At 64.1% G+C, this 13,830-nt stretch carries 14 protein-coding genes and 1 pseudogene; 9 read left to right on the top strand and 6 right to left on the bottom strand.

Translation table 11 applies throughout. The annotated features are described in order from the left end of the window. Nucleotides 1–32: 32 nt before the first annotated feature. The 4 genes from rpsF to rplI all read left to right on the top strand — a co-directional run bounded on the left by rpsF (nucleotide 33) and on the right by rplI (nucleotide 2,569). Nucleotides 33–548 (top strand): 30S ribosomal protein S6, encoded by a 516-nt coding sequence (gene rpsF / locus IVB50_RS24205; protein ID WP_018459121.1) that lies wholly within the window; start codon nucleotides 33–35, stop codon nucleotides 546–548. A gap of 5 nt (nucleotides 549–553) precedes the next feature. Then, on the top strand, nucleotides 554–793 hold the full coding sequence (rpsR, locus tag IVB50_RS24210; RefSeq protein WP_007592020.1) for a 30S ribosomal protein S18: 240 nt from the start codon (nucleotides 554–556) through the stop codon (nucleotides 791–793). Nucleotides 794–922: 129 nt separating this feature from the next. After that, nucleotides 923–1,900 (top strand): hypothetical protein, encoded by a 978-nt coding sequence (locus tag IVB50_RS24215; RefSeq protein WP_204510986.1) that lies wholly within the window; start codon nucleotides 923–925, stop codon nucleotides 1,898–1,900. A 63-nt stretch (nucleotides 1,901–1,963) separates the two neighbouring features. Then, entirely contained in the window at nucleotides 1,964–2,569 is a 606-nt protein-coding gene (rplI, locus tag IVB50_RS24220) for a 50S ribosomal protein L9 (RefSeq protein ID WP_007609316.1), read from the top strand. A gap of 37 nt (nucleotides 2,570–2,606) precedes the next feature. Here the strand turns inward: rplI and IVB50_RS24225 are convergent. Next, a pseudogene (locus IVB50_RS24225) lies at nucleotides 2,607–2,812 on the bottom strand (PaaI family thioesterase); the annotation flags it as partial. Between the two features lie 51 nt (nucleotides 2,813–2,863). Then, complete coding sequence (locus IVB50_RS24230; RefSeq protein WP_026233740.1) at nucleotides 2,864–3,907, bottom strand: hypothetical protein; 1,044 nt, start codon at nucleotides 3,905–3,907, stop codon at nucleotides 2,864–2,866. 281 nt (nucleotides 3,908–4,188) lie between these two features. Here IVB50_RS24230 and IVB50_RS24235 point away from each other — a divergent pair, with 281 nt between their 5' ends. The 3 genes from IVB50_RS24235 to alr all read left to right on the top strand — a co-directional run bounded on the left by IVB50_RS24235 (nucleotide 4,189) and on the right by alr (nucleotide 9,035). Continuing rightward, the gene (locus IVB50_RS24235) at nucleotides 4,189–5,439 is read left to right on the top strand and encodes a cyclopropane-fatty-acyl-phospholipid synthase family protein (protein WP_247297479.1); all 1,251 of its coding nucleotides are present in this window, start codon (nucleotides 4,189–4,191) and stop codon (nucleotides 5,437–5,439) included. A gap of 755 nt (nucleotides 5,440–6,194) precedes the next feature. Beyond that, nucleotides 6,195–7,703 carry a replicative DNA helicase gene (locus tag IVB50_RS24240; protein ID WP_018459126.1) on the top strand — a complete coding sequence of 503 codons (1,509 nt, stop codon included), beginning with the start codon at nucleotides 6,195–6,197 and terminating at the stop codon, nucleotides 7,701–7,703. 51 nt (nucleotides 7,704–7,754) lie between these two features. After that, entirely contained in the window at nucleotides 7,755–9,035 is a 1,281-nt protein-coding gene (gene alr, locus IVB50_RS24245; RefSeq protein WP_018459127.1) for an alanine racemase, read from the top strand. Nucleotides 9,036–9,047: 12 nt separating this feature from the next. Here alr and IVB50_RS24250 read toward each other — a convergent pair whose 3' ends face one another. Next, complete coding sequence (locus IVB50_RS24250; protein ID WP_018459128.1) at nucleotides 9,048–9,266, bottom strand: hypothetical protein; 219 nt, start codon at nucleotides 9,264–9,266, stop codon at nucleotides 9,048–9,050. A gap of 40 nt (nucleotides 9,267–9,306) precedes the next feature. On the opposite strand from IVB50_RS24250, the gene IVB50_RS24255 reads away from it, so the two are divergent. After that, a complete protein-coding gene (locus tag IVB50_RS24255) occupies nucleotides 9,307–10,077 on the top strand; it encodes an exodeoxyribonuclease III (RefSeq protein WP_018459129.1) in 771 nt (256 codons plus the stop codon). A gap of 1 nt (nucleotide 10,078) precedes the next feature. Here the strand turns inward: IVB50_RS24255 and IVB50_RS24260 are convergent, their stop codons facing one another. The 3 genes from IVB50_RS24260 to IVB50_RS24270 form a co-directional block, all read right to left on the bottom strand. Next, entirely contained in the window at nucleotides 10,079–10,894 is an 816-nt protein-coding gene (locus IVB50_RS24260) for a hypothetical protein (protein WP_018459130.1), read from the bottom strand. A gap of 99 nt (nucleotides 10,895–10,993) precedes the next feature. Next, nucleotides 10,994–11,362 carry a GFA family protein gene (locus tag IVB50_RS24265; protein WP_018459131.1) on the bottom strand — a complete coding sequence of 123 codons (369 nt, stop codon included), beginning with the start codon at nucleotides 11,360–11,362 and terminating at the stop codon, nucleotides 10,994–10,996. A gap of 629 nt (nucleotides 11,363–11,991) precedes the next feature. After that, the gene (locus IVB50_RS24270; RefSeq protein ID WP_247297679.1) at nucleotides 11,992–12,858 is read right to left on the bottom strand and encodes a L,D-transpeptidase; all 867 of its coding nucleotides are present in this window, start codon (nucleotides 12,856–12,858) and stop codon (nucleotides 11,992–11,994) included. A 194-nt stretch (nucleotides 12,859–13,052) separates the two neighbouring features. On the opposite strand from IVB50_RS24270, the gene IVB50_RS24275 reads away from it, so the two are divergent. Next, entirely contained in the window at nucleotides 13,053–13,778 is a 726-nt protein-coding gene (locus IVB50_RS24275) for a sulfite exporter TauE/SafE family protein (RefSeq protein WP_018459133.1), read from the top strand. The last annotated feature ends 52 nt before the right edge of the window (nucleotides 13,779–13,830 follow it).

Below are 13,830 nucleotides of genomic sequence, written 5' to 3' on the forward strand. Positions count from 1 at the left end.
GGGCGATGCGCCAACATGAGGAAAGGACTTCCATGGCTCTCTATGAGCATGTTTTTCTCGCGCGCCAAGACGCGAGCACGCAGCAGGTCGAAGAGCTGACTGCGCAGATGACCGGCATCGTCGAAGGTCTCGGCGGCAAGGTCACCAAGACCGAGAATTGGGGCGTACGCTCCCTCACCTACCGCATGAACAAGAACCGCAAGGCGCATTTCGTGCTGCTCAACATCGACGCGCCGTCCGCGGCGATCGCCGAGATCGAGCGCCAGGAGGGCATCAGCGAAGACGTGATCCGCTATCTCAGCGTCCGCGTCGAGGAGCTCGAGGAAGGCCCGTCCGCGATGATGCGCAAGGCCGACCGTGACCGCGAGCGTGACGACCGTGGCGGCGGCTTCCGTGGCGATCGCGAAGGCGGTGGCTTCCGTGGCGACCGCGAGGGTGGTTTCCGTGGTGGCGATCGTGAAGGCGGCGGCTTCCGCGGTGACCGCGGTCCGCGCCGTCCGCGTGAAGACGCTGAAACCACCACCACCACCACGACGGATGGGGAGTAAGAACAATGGCTGAAGCTGGTGCACGCCGCCCGTTTTTCCGTCGCCGCAAGAGCTGCCCGTTCACGGGCGCGAATGCTCCGAAGATCGACTACAAGGACTCCAAACTGCTGATGCGTTACGTCTCCGAGCGCGGCAAGATCGTGCCGAGCCGCATCACCGCGGTTTCCGCGAAGAAGCAGCGTGAGCTTGCCCGCGCCATCAAGCGCGCGCGGTTCCTGGGCCTGTTGCCCTACGTCATTCGCTAAGACGAATTCGGCCGGCGGCGACATCGCCGCCGGCCGTACGACCTAGTTTCTCATAAGGCTTCCGGGTCGTCCGGTCGCCGATGGTTGGGGCGAGATGCCTCTAACCGCTCGAAGGGAGCGGGACAGCTGATGATGGCCTTTGGACTGATAGCCCTGATCGCCGGCGCTGCGTCGGCCCTGATGTTCGCCTCGATCATTTCGGGCGCGCTGATCTCTCTCGTCCTGTTCTATCTCGCACCGCTGCCGCTGATGGTCGCTTCGATCGGCTGGGGACCGCTTTGCGCGAGCCTGGGCGGCATCGCCGCCGCGCTTGGCCTCGGCGCCCTGTTCGGCCTGCCCTATTGCATCGCCTTCGCCCTCACCGTCGCATTGCCGGCCTGGTGGCTCGGCCATCTCGTCCTGCTCAGCCGGCCGGTCGGAGCCGCCGCGCCGGAGCCCGCCGCCGAGCCGCCCACCGAGCCTGCGCTGGAGTGGTATCCGGTCGGCCGTATCCTGCTGTGGATCGCGGGCTTCGCCACACTGACCACGATCGCCGCGCTGCTCACGATCGGCACCGACGCGGAGACCATCACCGGCACGCTGCGCCGCGGCTTGATGCGCCTCCTCCGCGCCGCCGACCCGCAGAGCTCCGGCGAGACCGACCAATTCGTCGGCGCACTGGTGCGTATCTTGCCGGCGGGTGCCACCATCGTTGCGATGATGACGCTGACCCTCAACCTCTGGCTCAGCACCAAGGTGACGGCGACGTCGGGCCGGTTGCGGCGCCCCTGGCCGGACCTGATGACCGCGGAGCTGCCGCCGATGACGCTCGTGGCGCTCTGCGTCGCGCTCGCCTTCTGCTTCACCGGCGGACTGCTTGCGATCGCGGCGCAAATCGCGACGGCTGCGCTGATGATGGGGTACGCGCTGACCGGCTTTGCCGTGCTGCATACGCTGACGCTGGCGCTGAAGAGCCGCACCTTCTGGCTCGGCTCGACCTACGCCGTCGTCGTCGTGTTCGGATGGCCCGTCATCGCGATGGTGATCCTCGGCCTCGCCGATGCCGTGTTCGGCCTCCGCGAACGCTTCCTTCGCACGCGCCAGCCACCGCCGCTGCCGACCTCTTGAGTTCAAGTCCGAAAGTTCAAGTTCGAAATTCCACCTCACTCAACACATCAAAGGAGAACGAATATGGAAGTCATTTTGCTGGAACGCGTCAACAAGCTCGGTCACATGGGCGAAGTCGTGAAGGTTCGCGACGGCTATGCCCGCAATTTCCTGCTCAAGCGCGGCAAGGCGCTGCGCGCCACCGCCGACAACCGTGCCAAGTACGACGGCATGAAGGCCGAGCTCGAGGCTCGCAACCTTGAGTCCAAGGGCGAGGCGTCCAAGGTCGCCGAGAAGATCCAGGGCAAGAACATCATCGTGATCCGTCAAGCTTCGGAAGCCGGTCAACTGTTCGGCTCGGTCAACGTGCGCGACATCGTCGTGGCGTTCGAAGCCGACGGCGTTTCGCTGTCCCGCCCGCAGGTTCAGCTCGATGCGCCGATCAAGACCATCGGCAAGCACACCATCACGGTCGCCATCCACCCCGAGGTCGAGGTCGAGATCAGTGTCACCGTGGCGCGCAGCCAGGACGAGGCCGAGCGCATCAACCGCGGCGAGGACATCTCGAGCCGGAACGAAGACCGGGATGCTGCGGCCGAAGCGATCGCAGCCGCCGGCGAGTTCTTCGACCCGGAAGCCCTGCAGGACGACGCCGAGCCGGCGCCGGCCGCGGAAGAGACCGAGAAGTAAGCCTCGCGTTCGCGCAGGCTTTCGAAGCCCGGTCGCCTCAGGCGGCCGGGTTTTTCGTTGTGGCGGCACAATCCTCGCTCAGCATCGCGATCGACGCGAGCGCCGTCGCCGTATGGTCTCGACCCCGGCGCTGACGCAGAAAACGCCGGCTGCGGCGACGGAGACCTGACGGCCCGACTTGATCACCCTCGCCCGGCAGATCCGCTTCTCGCCGACCGCGGGCGACAGCAGATTGAGCTTGTAGCCGAAGGCCGCGCGAGAGCGCGGCCTTCGCATGTCTAAAAATGTGGTCGCCTATCGCGAAATCGGCGGCGTCGGCGGACCGGACGATTCGGCTGGCGCCGGTGGAGTCGCAGCGGTCGCGGGCGGCGCCGGTTCCTGCGACTTCGCTGGCGGTTCGGCGCTCGCGGCGGGCTTGGGAGCAGCCTCTTCCGCCGCCTTGGGCGCAGCTGGCTCGGGGGGCTTCGCGGCGGACGGTGCGGCCGGCGTCACCTGCGGCACCGGATCGGGCCGCAACGCCGGAGCTTCGCTGCCGCGCGGCTCCACCTTGGCGCTTTCCGGCTTGGCCTCGGCGGGCTTGTCGGACGGCTTGCTGCCTTCGGGTTTGCTGCCTTCGGGTTTGCTGCCTTCGGATTTAGCTTCGCCGGAATCCACCTTCGCAGTCTCGGGCTTTGTCTCAGGCTTGGACTCGACCTTCGGCTCGCTCTTCTTGTCGTCTGCCGTCGGCGCCGCGGCATCGACCTTCGGCGCCTCATCACTTCCCGGCTTGCCGCGCTTGCCGAGACGCTTGGCCTTGCGCCCTTCGGGGACAGCCTGGCCCTCGGGCTTCGCACCTTCCTTCGTTCCTTCTTCGGCCGGCCGCGCGGCGCGCTTCTGACGCGCGCCCTCGGCCGCGGGAGCGGCACCCTCGCCTTCCGGCTTGGCGGACTCCTGGGAACGTTGCCGGCGGCCCTGATGTTCAGGAGACTGCGCGGGATTGGTATTGGCTTCCTTGTCCTTATCCTTGGCGCCGTCCTTCTTGTCCTTGCCGTCCTTATGGCCGTCCTTCGCCTGGAAGCGGGTGTCGGTGGCCCCGTTGGAGACGAGGTAGGAGGCAAGCACGCCGGCCATGTCGGGGCTGGTCGTGTAATGCTGGCGCAGGAAGCCCGGCAAGGAGCCCGGCGCCACTGTTTTCAAAAGGCCGCGCGGGCTCTTGTGACATGCATTACAGGTCTGCGCGAAAAGCTGGGATGGGGCCTTGCCGGCCTCGAGGTTCGTCGCCTGCGCGAAAACGGTATCGGTCGCGCCGAAGCCGATCAGAAGCAAGATCGTCGCGAGGCTGAGCGCTCGGCTCGACATTCCCATCATCTCCATTGAATTCCGAGAGGTGCAGCCGGCAGGCGGCGCCGCGGCGGGTCACCTTTTATCCGATTGAGCCGCGAATGGAAGCAGGCACCGCGCGCAAGGATGTGATTAAGCGGTTTTGGAATATCCGCTTTGAGCACAGCGCAATAGCGGGCCCGGGACACCTCCCTAGATCTAGATGCAAGCGCATAGGAACCGCTGAGATGCCCGGGCGTAGGGTGTGAAAGGCCGGGTTAGTCGCATCTCTTCGGGTTCGCTCGAGAGGATGGGTGCCGATGGACCGATTGTTGCGTCAATTCCTGTCTCAATTCATCCGCCGCGGGTCGATGACGGTGACCACGGCGAAGGGCTCGAAGTTCACCGTCGGCGACGGCTCGGGCGAACCGGTCGCAGTCCGCTTCGTCACCGCGGACGCAGAGCGGAAGATCCTCGTCAATCCCGAGCTCGGGCTTGGCGAGGCCTATATGGACGGCGAGTTCATTGCCGAGCATGGCACCATAGCTGATGCTCTCGCGATCCTGCTCGGTCAACCCGACCTGTTGCCGCACTGGGCAAAACCCTGGTGGCACCTGCGCTATCTGGTGCGGCACCTGAAGCAGTTCAATCCGCGCCCGCGATCCCGCCGCAACGTCGCACATCATTACGATCTCGATGCGAGGCTCTATTCGCTCTTCCTCGACGCCGACAAGCAATATAGCTGCGCCTATTTCGAGACGCCGGAGAGCACGCTCGACGATGCACAGCTTGCCAAGAAACGGCACGTCGCCGCAAAGCTGCTCGTCAAGAGCGGCCAGCGCGTCCTCGACATCGGTTCGGGCTGGGGCGGACTTGGGCTCTATCTCGCCGAGATCGCAGGTGCTGACGTCACCGGCATAACGTTGTCGACCGAGCAGTTGCAGATCGCCAATGCGCGCGCAGCCGAAAAGGGCCTGACCGGATCGGCCAAATTCCTGCTTCAGGACTATCGCGACATCGCCGGTCCGTTCGACCGCATCGTCTCAGTCGGCATGCTGGAGCATGTCGGCGCCCGCTTCTACGACACCTACTTCCGGCGCTGCGCCGAGCTGCTGGATAAGGACGGCGTCATGTTGCTGCACTCGATCGGCCGTTCGCAGGGCCCGGACTCCACCAATCCCTGGATCGCCAAATACATCTTTCCCGGCGGCTACATCCCCGCCCTCTCGGAGGTGCTGCCGGCGATCGAGCGGGCGGGCTTGCTGGTCTGCGACATCGAGATTTTGCGCCTTCATTACGCCGAAACCCTGAAGGCATGGCGCGAGCGCTTCATGGCGCGACGCGAAGAAGCCGTGCAGCTGTATGACGAGCGCTTCGCGCTGATGTGGGAATTTTATCTAGCAGCCAGCGAGATGACGTTCCGCAAGCAGCATATGATGAACTTCCAGATTCAACTCACCCGCCGTCAGGGCGTCGTGCCGATGACGCGCAACTACATCGCGCGTGAAGAAGCCCGACTGCGGGCCGTCGAAGCCGGCGCCACGCCGAGGCTGAAGCTGGCTGGTGAATGAGTCCTAGTGGCGCAGGGTCGAAACCGGAGCGGACGGGGAAGAGGCCGTTAAGGCCAATTGCATCCGCAGCGCTTTCAGGATTTCAGGGGCGACCGGTTCCCGACGCACTTCCGGCCGCTCAGCGTGCTCCATGGCCGCGATCAGCCCCGACAGCCAAAGTCGGCTGCCTGCTTCGCTTCGCCAATTCCGGGGCTGCCGTTCTGGCCGCATCGCTTGCCTCGTTCCCTGGTGGCAGATCAGGAGACAACCCCCCGCCCGCTAACCTGTTCCGGCTGTACCCCCGAAAGAATCCGGGGAGATGTGATCTGCTTCACATAAGTCTCGTCAGCCCTGGCTTAGACCGTCGCCATGAGCAACGAGACCAAAACCTCATTCGACGTGCAGGACGACCTCCGCACCGATTACGCCCTGATCGCTACCGGCGTCGGGGCGGCCCTGGTTGCACTGGTCTACCTCCTGCTGGTCTGAACCGAGCCAAAAGCGCCTGGCCGTGGGTCATTCCCGCGCGTCTCGATGTGTCTGCCCGGCACCCCATCAGGTTCACTTCATCCGGCGTTTTCCGGGGTGCGTAACGACCGCATCTAGGCCGCGACCTGGTTCCACGAAATCCGTCAAGCGCGGCGCGTGCTGCGGCGGTCAATCATCCACCATTTTAATGATCGGTTGATAGCGGCGAGCTTTTGCTTCCGCTTTGGGCTGAGGCGGCGCTTTATCCCGGCCCCGCATCCGCCCCAGAAAATTGCTATCGCTCGACCATGGCCCTGACTGATTCGAACGTTCTCAAACTCGCGCCCGAAGCCGGAACCCCGGCCTATCGGAGCGCGCCGCATAACATCGAGGCGGAACAGAGCCTTCTGGGCGCGATCCTGGTCAACAACGACGCGTTTTACCGCGTCTCCGATTTTCTGGAGCCGAAGCATTATTTCGAGCCGCTGCACCAGACCATCTTCGAGACCGCCAGCAGCCTGATCCGGATGGGCAAGATCGCGACGCCCGTCACCCTGAAGACCTTCCTGCCCGCCGACACCGACATCGGCGGCATGACAATCGGGCAATATCTGGCGCGCCTCGCCGCCGAAGCGACGACCATCATCAATGCGCAGGATTATGGGCGCACCATCTACGATCTGGCATTGCGACGCGACCTGATCGGCATCGGCGAGGACATGGTCAATGTCGCCTACGACGCCCCGGTCGACTTCGCGCCGCGGGCGCAGATCGAGGACGCCGAGCGCCGCCTCTACGAACTCGCCGAATCCGGCCGCTATGACGGAGGCTTCCAGAAATTCTCGCAGGCGCTGACGCTTGCGGTCGATCTGGCCGCGAAAGCGTTCCAGCGCGACGGAAAGCTGTCGGGCATCTCGACGGGCCTGCGCGACCTCGACACCAAAATGGGCGGGTTGCAGCACTCCGACCTCATCATCGTCGCCGGCCGCCCCGGCATGGGCAAGACGTCGCTAGCGACCAACATCGCCTACAACGTCGCCCGGGCCTATGTTCCAGAACTCCAGGCCGACGGCACCATGAAGGCTGCCCATGGCGGCGTCATCGGCTTCTTCTCCTGCGAAATGTCGGCCGACCAGCTCGCCACGCGTATTGTGGCCGAGCGCACCGGCATCCCTTCCTCCTCGATCCGCCGCGGCGGCATCTCGGAGGCCGATTTCGAGAAGATCCGCGAGGTCTCGATCGAGCTGCAGTCGCTGCCCTTCTATGTCGACGAGACCGGCGGTCTCTCGATTGCGCAGCTCATGGCGCGCGCCCGCCGGCTGAAGCGGCAGAAGGGCCTCGACCTCATCGTCATCGACTACATCCAGCTCTTGTCGGGTTCGGGCAAGCGCAGCGAAAACCGCGTGCAGGAAATCACCGAGATCACGACCAGTCTGAAGGCGCTCGCCAAGGAACTCAGCGTGCCCGTGATTGCGCTTTCGCAGCTCTCGCGCCAGGTCGAATCGCGCGACGACAAGCGGCCACAGCTCTCGGATTTGCGCGAATCCGGCTCGATCGAGCAGGACGCCGACGTCGTGCTGTTCGTCTATCGCGAGGAATATTACCTCGGAAACAAGGAGCCGCGCCCGGGCACACCCGAGCACGAAAAATGGCGCCTGGACATGGATCTTGCGCACGGCAAGGCCGAAGTCATCATCGGCAAGCAGCGCCACGGCCCGACCGGCACCGTCGATCTGGCCTTCGAAGCGTCGGTCACCCGGTTCGGCGACCTTGCGCCGGACAGCCAGGTGCCGGACCGCGGCGGCGGCGACTACTGAGTTCCCTGGGTTGAACCTGACCGGCCTCTTGCGTAAAACGGCGCCATGACAATGGCGTCCGACCCGAAAATGATCCCGCAATCCGGCCTTCTCTCCGCGGAGGCCAATCAGGCTGCCGCGCTCGCGACCTTCGGCGGCGTGCTCACCGTCGATCTCGATGCCATCATCGCCAATTGGCGCAAGCTCGAGAAGACGGCGGTGCCGGCCGAATGCTCGGCGGTGATCAAGGCAGACGCCTATGGCTGCGGCGCCGAGCAAGTCGCGCGTGCCCTGAACAAGGCCGGCTGCAAGACCTTCTTCGTCGCCACCATCGGGGAAGCGCGCAAGGTGCGCGCGGCGGTGCCGGAGCCTGCGATCTACGTGCTCGGCGGCTATTTCCAGAACACCGGCGAGCACTACGCCCAGATCAACTGCCGCCCCGTGATCGGCGATCTCAACGAGCTCGCCGAATGGGACGTGTTCTGCCGCCGCACCGGCTGGACCGGTGGCGCCGCCATCCACATCGACACCGGCATGAATCGGCTCGGCCTGACGCTCGCGGAAGCGCAGGCCATTATCCCCCGCATCAACGCCGGCGATCACGGCATTACGCTGGTGATGAGCCATCTGGTTTCGGCCGAGCAGCTCAACAACCCGGTGAATGCCAAGCAACTCGCGGCCTTCCGCGGCATCGCCAGCGAATTCTCCGGCGTGCCGGCGGCGCTCGCCAATTCGTCCGGCGTCTTCCTCGGCGCGCCCTTCCAGTTCGACATGGTGCGGCCGGGCGCCGCGCTTTACGGCGTCAACCCGACGCCGGAGGCTGACAATCCGATGCAGCCGGTGGTCGATCTCAAGGCCCGCATTGTGCAGATCCGCAATGTCGAGCGCGGCGAGAGCGTCGGCTATGGCGGCACCTGGACGGCACGGCGACCGACGAAACTCGCGATCATCGCGGTCGGTTATGCCGACGGCTATTTCCGCGCCGCAAGCTCCAATGACGGCACCCGCGGCGCCGAGGTCATCGTCGCCGGCAAGCGCTGTCCGGTCGCCGGCCGCGTTTCGATGGACCTGATCGCGATCGATATCACCGATCTGCCGCCGAATGCGGCGCGGCGCGGCCACATGGTCACGCTGCTCGGCGAGGGCATCACCGTCGACGAGCTCGCGCATCATTTCGGAACGATCGGCTACGAGGTGCTGACCAGCCTCGGCCGCCGCTACGCCCGCATCTACAAGGGCGGAAATGTGGTGGAGCCGCTGGCCAAGCCGGCTTCCGCGCAGGCGGTCGAGCAGCAGACGCCCGCTCCGCCATCGATCGAACAGCCCGCAAGCGCGCCGCCGCTGCCGGGCTGAGCGACTTGCCGCCTACTTCTTTTTCCTGCTGTCCAGCGCCGTCTTGCAGGTTGCGCTGAGCTTGTCGCGCTTGGCGTTGAGGCAGGCGACGATGCCGCCGCCCGGCGCAATGCCGGCGCAGAATTTGTCGTAGTCGGCCTTGCACGCGCCGCGCGGATCGGATGATTGTGCCGAGGCAACCCCGGAGAACGCAACGGCGACGGCGATGACGGCAAAGCTCAACTTGGACATTGTTTCTCCGGTAACGGAAGGCAGGAGCCGGTAGCTCTACATGAAGATCGCGACATTCAACATCAACAACATCAATCGCCGCCTGCCCAATCTGTTGGCATGGATGCGAACGGCGAAGCCAGATGTCGTCGCACTTCAGGAGTTGAAGGCAAGTGATGGCGAATTTCCGGCGACCGCGATCGAAAAGGCCGGTTACGGCGCAGTGTGGTGTGGACAGAAGACCTGGAACGGCGTCGCCATCCTGGCCCGCAATGCCGAGCCCATTCTCACCCGCGATCGCTTGCCGGGAAAACCTGCCGATCACGAAGCCCGCTACATCGAGGCCGCGGTACGCGGTGTCATCGTCACCAGCATCTACCTGCCGAACGGCAATCCGCAGCCGGGACCGAAATTCGACTACAAGCTCGACTGGTTCGCGCGGCTCAAGCGCCATGCCAGAACCTTGCTCAAGCAGGAGCTGCCCGTGGTGCTCGCCGGCGACTACAACGTTGCACCTGATGAGCTCGACATCTATCCGACGCGCTCGTGGGACAAGGATGCCTTGATCCAACCGAAGAGCCGTGCGGCCTTTGCCTCGCTGCTGGCACAAGGCTGGTGTGACGCGATCCGCGAACTGCACCCCGAGCAGCGCATCTACACCTTCTGGGATTACAAGCGAAACCGCTGGCCGCGAGATGCGGGCCTGCGGCTCGACCATGTCCTGCTCAGCCCTGCCCTCGTCTCACGCCTGGCAAAAGCCGGCGTGGACAAGAAGGTTCGCGGCGAAGAAGGCGCGAGCGACCACGCACCGGCGTGGGTCGTGCTGCGCTAGGTCAACGCCCGTAATACTCCTGCACCGTGTCCCACGCTGCTTTCTGCAGCAGCTCCACCGTCGGGCCGTCCAGTCCCATCGTGTAGGAATTGCCGACCGGCGAGCGGCCGGTCAGCGCGGCGAACGTCACGCAGGTCGCCAGATATGTGCCTGCGGGGCTCGGGTGCCGCTTGTCCGGCGCATACAGATTGAGCTCGGGCTGCAGCTTGCGCACGCGCGCGAAGGCAAAACCTGCGGGGATCACCAGCGCATCATTGGCATTGCCTGCGATTGTGTAGGCCTCGGCCAACGCTTCCGTCATCTCAGGCTTGTCGGCGTAAGCCCAGGACATGAACAAGACCGGCCGCATGCCGTTGGCGCGGACGATCTCGCTGTCCTTCTTTACGAAGGTCGTGAACGCGTCCTTCAATTGCGGATGGATGGGGCACTGGCTGCAATCCATCATCACGACGGCGTCGTACTGCCTGCCCGGCTTGTTGAAGACGACGTTGTTCTGCTCGTCGAACGAATAGGCGCCGAGGCCACCCGGCCGCAGCAGGTTGTCCATGTCATGCCAATCGAGGCCGGAACCGCCGATCGTCGCCATGGTGTTGCGATAGGCCGTCTTGTTTTCAGGGTCCGCAGCCCGCTCCATGAAGGAGAGATGCCCGGGCATGCCGTTGTTGTAATAGAAGAAGCTGTTGCCGACGAACAGCGCGGCCTTGGGGAAATCCGGTCCTGATGTCGTGACCTTGGGCCTGGTCTGCGCCTGCGCATTGAAGCCGGCTACAACGGCCAGACACATCGCGAGCATCACTCGCGCGAAAAGACGCATCATCGGCTTCCTCCCCTTTTTCTGTCGGGCCGGAAACAGATCAGCTTTTCAAGAGGGCCTCAAGAGCACGGACGAGCAGCAGACATGCGCGAGAGCGCATGCTCACCATAAATTCTTGCCATCGATCATGGTCACCGGCACGGTCTCGAGATCGAACTCGTCGAACAGGCGCGCGTTGACGGCGACCCTCGGATTGTCGAAATCGGGCTTGCCGGTCGACCAGTCCGGCGACTCCGAATAGGTACCGCAGCCGCAGCTTGCGCAGAAATGGTGTTTGACCGTTCGGCTGCCCCAGAGATAGGTCGCGAGGTTCTCCGCGGGCGACAGCAGCCGAAACTGCGCCGGCGTGTAATAGGCCCACAACGCGCCGCGCTTGGCGCAGAGCGAACAGGTGCAACGGGTGACGCTCGCGGGCGCCTCCGTCACCTCGAACACCGTCTCACCGCAATGACAGCTTCCCTCGACCCGCATGACCCACTCTTTGTTTTGTCAGGAGATGGTCGTAGCCGGACCCTGCTGCCAACATGCTGTCAGCAGCGCGCAGCCGGACTTGCCCCATGTGCTGCGAGCACCGACTTGCCGCGCCAACTCAACAAAAACATGAAAAACAACCCCATGCACAGTAGCCGATGGCTGGCAAATCAATGGGTTACGCATGCTCCGAAACACTGATTTGACGCGTCGGGCAAACACTGGCGGGATGTTTTCAGAAGCGGTCGTCGACACGGTGGAGCGTGGACTTCATCGCAGCAGCGCGTCATGCGATGCGAAGGGCCTACGGGAGACAGCTCGGGCTTCGATATGAAGGGGCAGCCCGTCGACGCCCCTCTTCGGGGACGTCGACGGCATGAAATTGCGATGGCAAATTGCAATCCTTGGTGCTGCTCTAACCGGCGCAGCTCTGAGCTACGCTTATACTCATACCGCAATCGGGGTGACTGAGCCGTGCCGGAGAAGTTCTTCGGGCGAGGTGGTGGTCTGTCCTCCGCCCTACAAGCCATAAATTGTTTGTGCCTGTCACAAGCTTCCGACCGGATGACCTCGTAGGCGACTTGAATTGCCTCCTTGTCCTCCGTTGCAGGATGAGGACGGAGGACGAATTACTGCGCCTCGGCGATCTTCGCTCCAGATGACGGCATCTGCGCGTGAGTTGCCGAGGGCCGGTTCGGCGGTGATGCCGGGTCCGGTAATCGGAAAGCGGCGTCGGCTGGCGCTCCCTGGGGTGCTCGGCGGGCAACGGTCGTCGGAAGCACGATCACTTTCGCGCCGACGTTCACGCGATCATAGAGGTCAACGACGTCCTCATTGGTCAGTCGGATACAGCCGGACGAGACCCGCTTCCCGATCGTATCGGGCTTGTTGGTGCCGTGAATTCGATATTCGGTCTCGCCCAGATACATCGCCCGAGCGCCGAGCGGGTTGCCAGGACCTCCGGCCATGAACCGCGGCAGATAAGGCTGACGCGAGACCATCTCCGCAGGCGGATGCCAATCCGGCCATTCTGCCTTACGAGCCACAGTCTGCTCACCGGACCATGTGAAACCTTCGCGGCCAACACCGATGCCATAGCGCAGTGCCTGCGCGTCGTTCAGAACGAGATAGAGGAATGTGTTCTTGGTATCGATGATCACGGTGCCCGGCGTCTGGCGGCTGGCGTAGTCAACCACCTGCCGCACGAATGCTCCGGGAACGTCAGCCGCTTTGGGCGGTTCGACCAGAGGCGCCGGGGCCGTAAGCGGAGCCGAAGCCGGCGTCGGAGCTGATGCATGAACAGGCGTTGAGACGTAAACCGGAGTTGATGACGCTTGGGCTTCGTGCGCGGACGGCTTTCGTGCCGGTTGCACGTTCGCCGGTCGGGACAGCAAGCCGTACCCCAACGCTGCGACGGCGACGGCGCCAACTGCAACTCTCGCGGCCATCGGGATTGCGAACGTCTGCGCCTTTCCGCGTTTGGCTCGCTTACCCATACTCTTCTTCCCCCAGGTCACTATGCCCAAGAGAGGTACCCAGTAAGATTTAAGAAACTTCGAAGCGATTTCGCTCAGACTGGAACCGTCGGCGATGGTTAACGCCGGGCTCTCGGCAAGATAAGGTTCTCTCGCCTCGCGGATCGCCCGCGCCGCTGGCCGCGGCTAAACTCTCCCGATTCGTGGAGACTGGTTTGGCTTTCTTGTTCGTCCTGATCGTCGGCCTCGTCGCAGGCACCATTTCCGGCATCGTCGGCACGGGCTCGTCGATCATGCTGATGCCGGTGCTGGTCTATGCCTATGGGCCAAAGGAGGCGGTGCCGATCATGGCATTGGCCGCCGTCATGGCCAACTTGTCACGAATCCTGGCCTGGTGGCGCGAGGTCGACTGGCGGGCCTGCACGGCTTATTCGGTGACAGGCATTCCAGCCGCCGTGCTCGGCGCGCGGACGCTGCTGGCCCTGCCCTCGCACGCCGTCGATCTCGCCATCGGCGTCTTCCTGATCGCTATGGTGCCGGTTCGGCACTGGCTGGCGCGGCACGATCTCAAGGCCAATCTCTGGCATCTGGCGATCGGTGGGGCCGTCATCGGCTATCTCACCGGCATCGTCGTCTCCACCGGCCCGCTCAGCGTGCCGCTATTCCTGTTCTACGGCTTGTCCCGCGGCGCTTTCCTCGCCACCGAAGCGGCATCTTCGCTCGGGCTCTATGTTGCGAAATCCGTGACCTTCGAACGTTTCGGCGCGCTGACCGGCGATGTGTTCGTCAAAGGCCTGGTCGCAGGATCGTCGCTGATGGCCGGCGCCTTCATCGCCAAACGCTTCGTGCTGCGCTTGAAGCCGGAGATGTTCCGCTTGGTGATGGACGCAATCATGATCGCGGCCGGCCTCTCCATGCTCTGGAACGCGGCGCAGCCGTAGCCGGGCTTCGGGGAGCGCCCGGACTCACTCTCTCGACCCGTCATTCCGTGCT

Origin of the sequence: Bradyrhizobium sp. 87, from assembly GCF_023073015.1 — a bacterium.
GTDB lineage: Bacteria > Pseudomonadota > Alphaproteobacteria > Rhizobiales > Xanthobacteraceae > Bradyrhizobium > Bradyrhizobium canariense_D.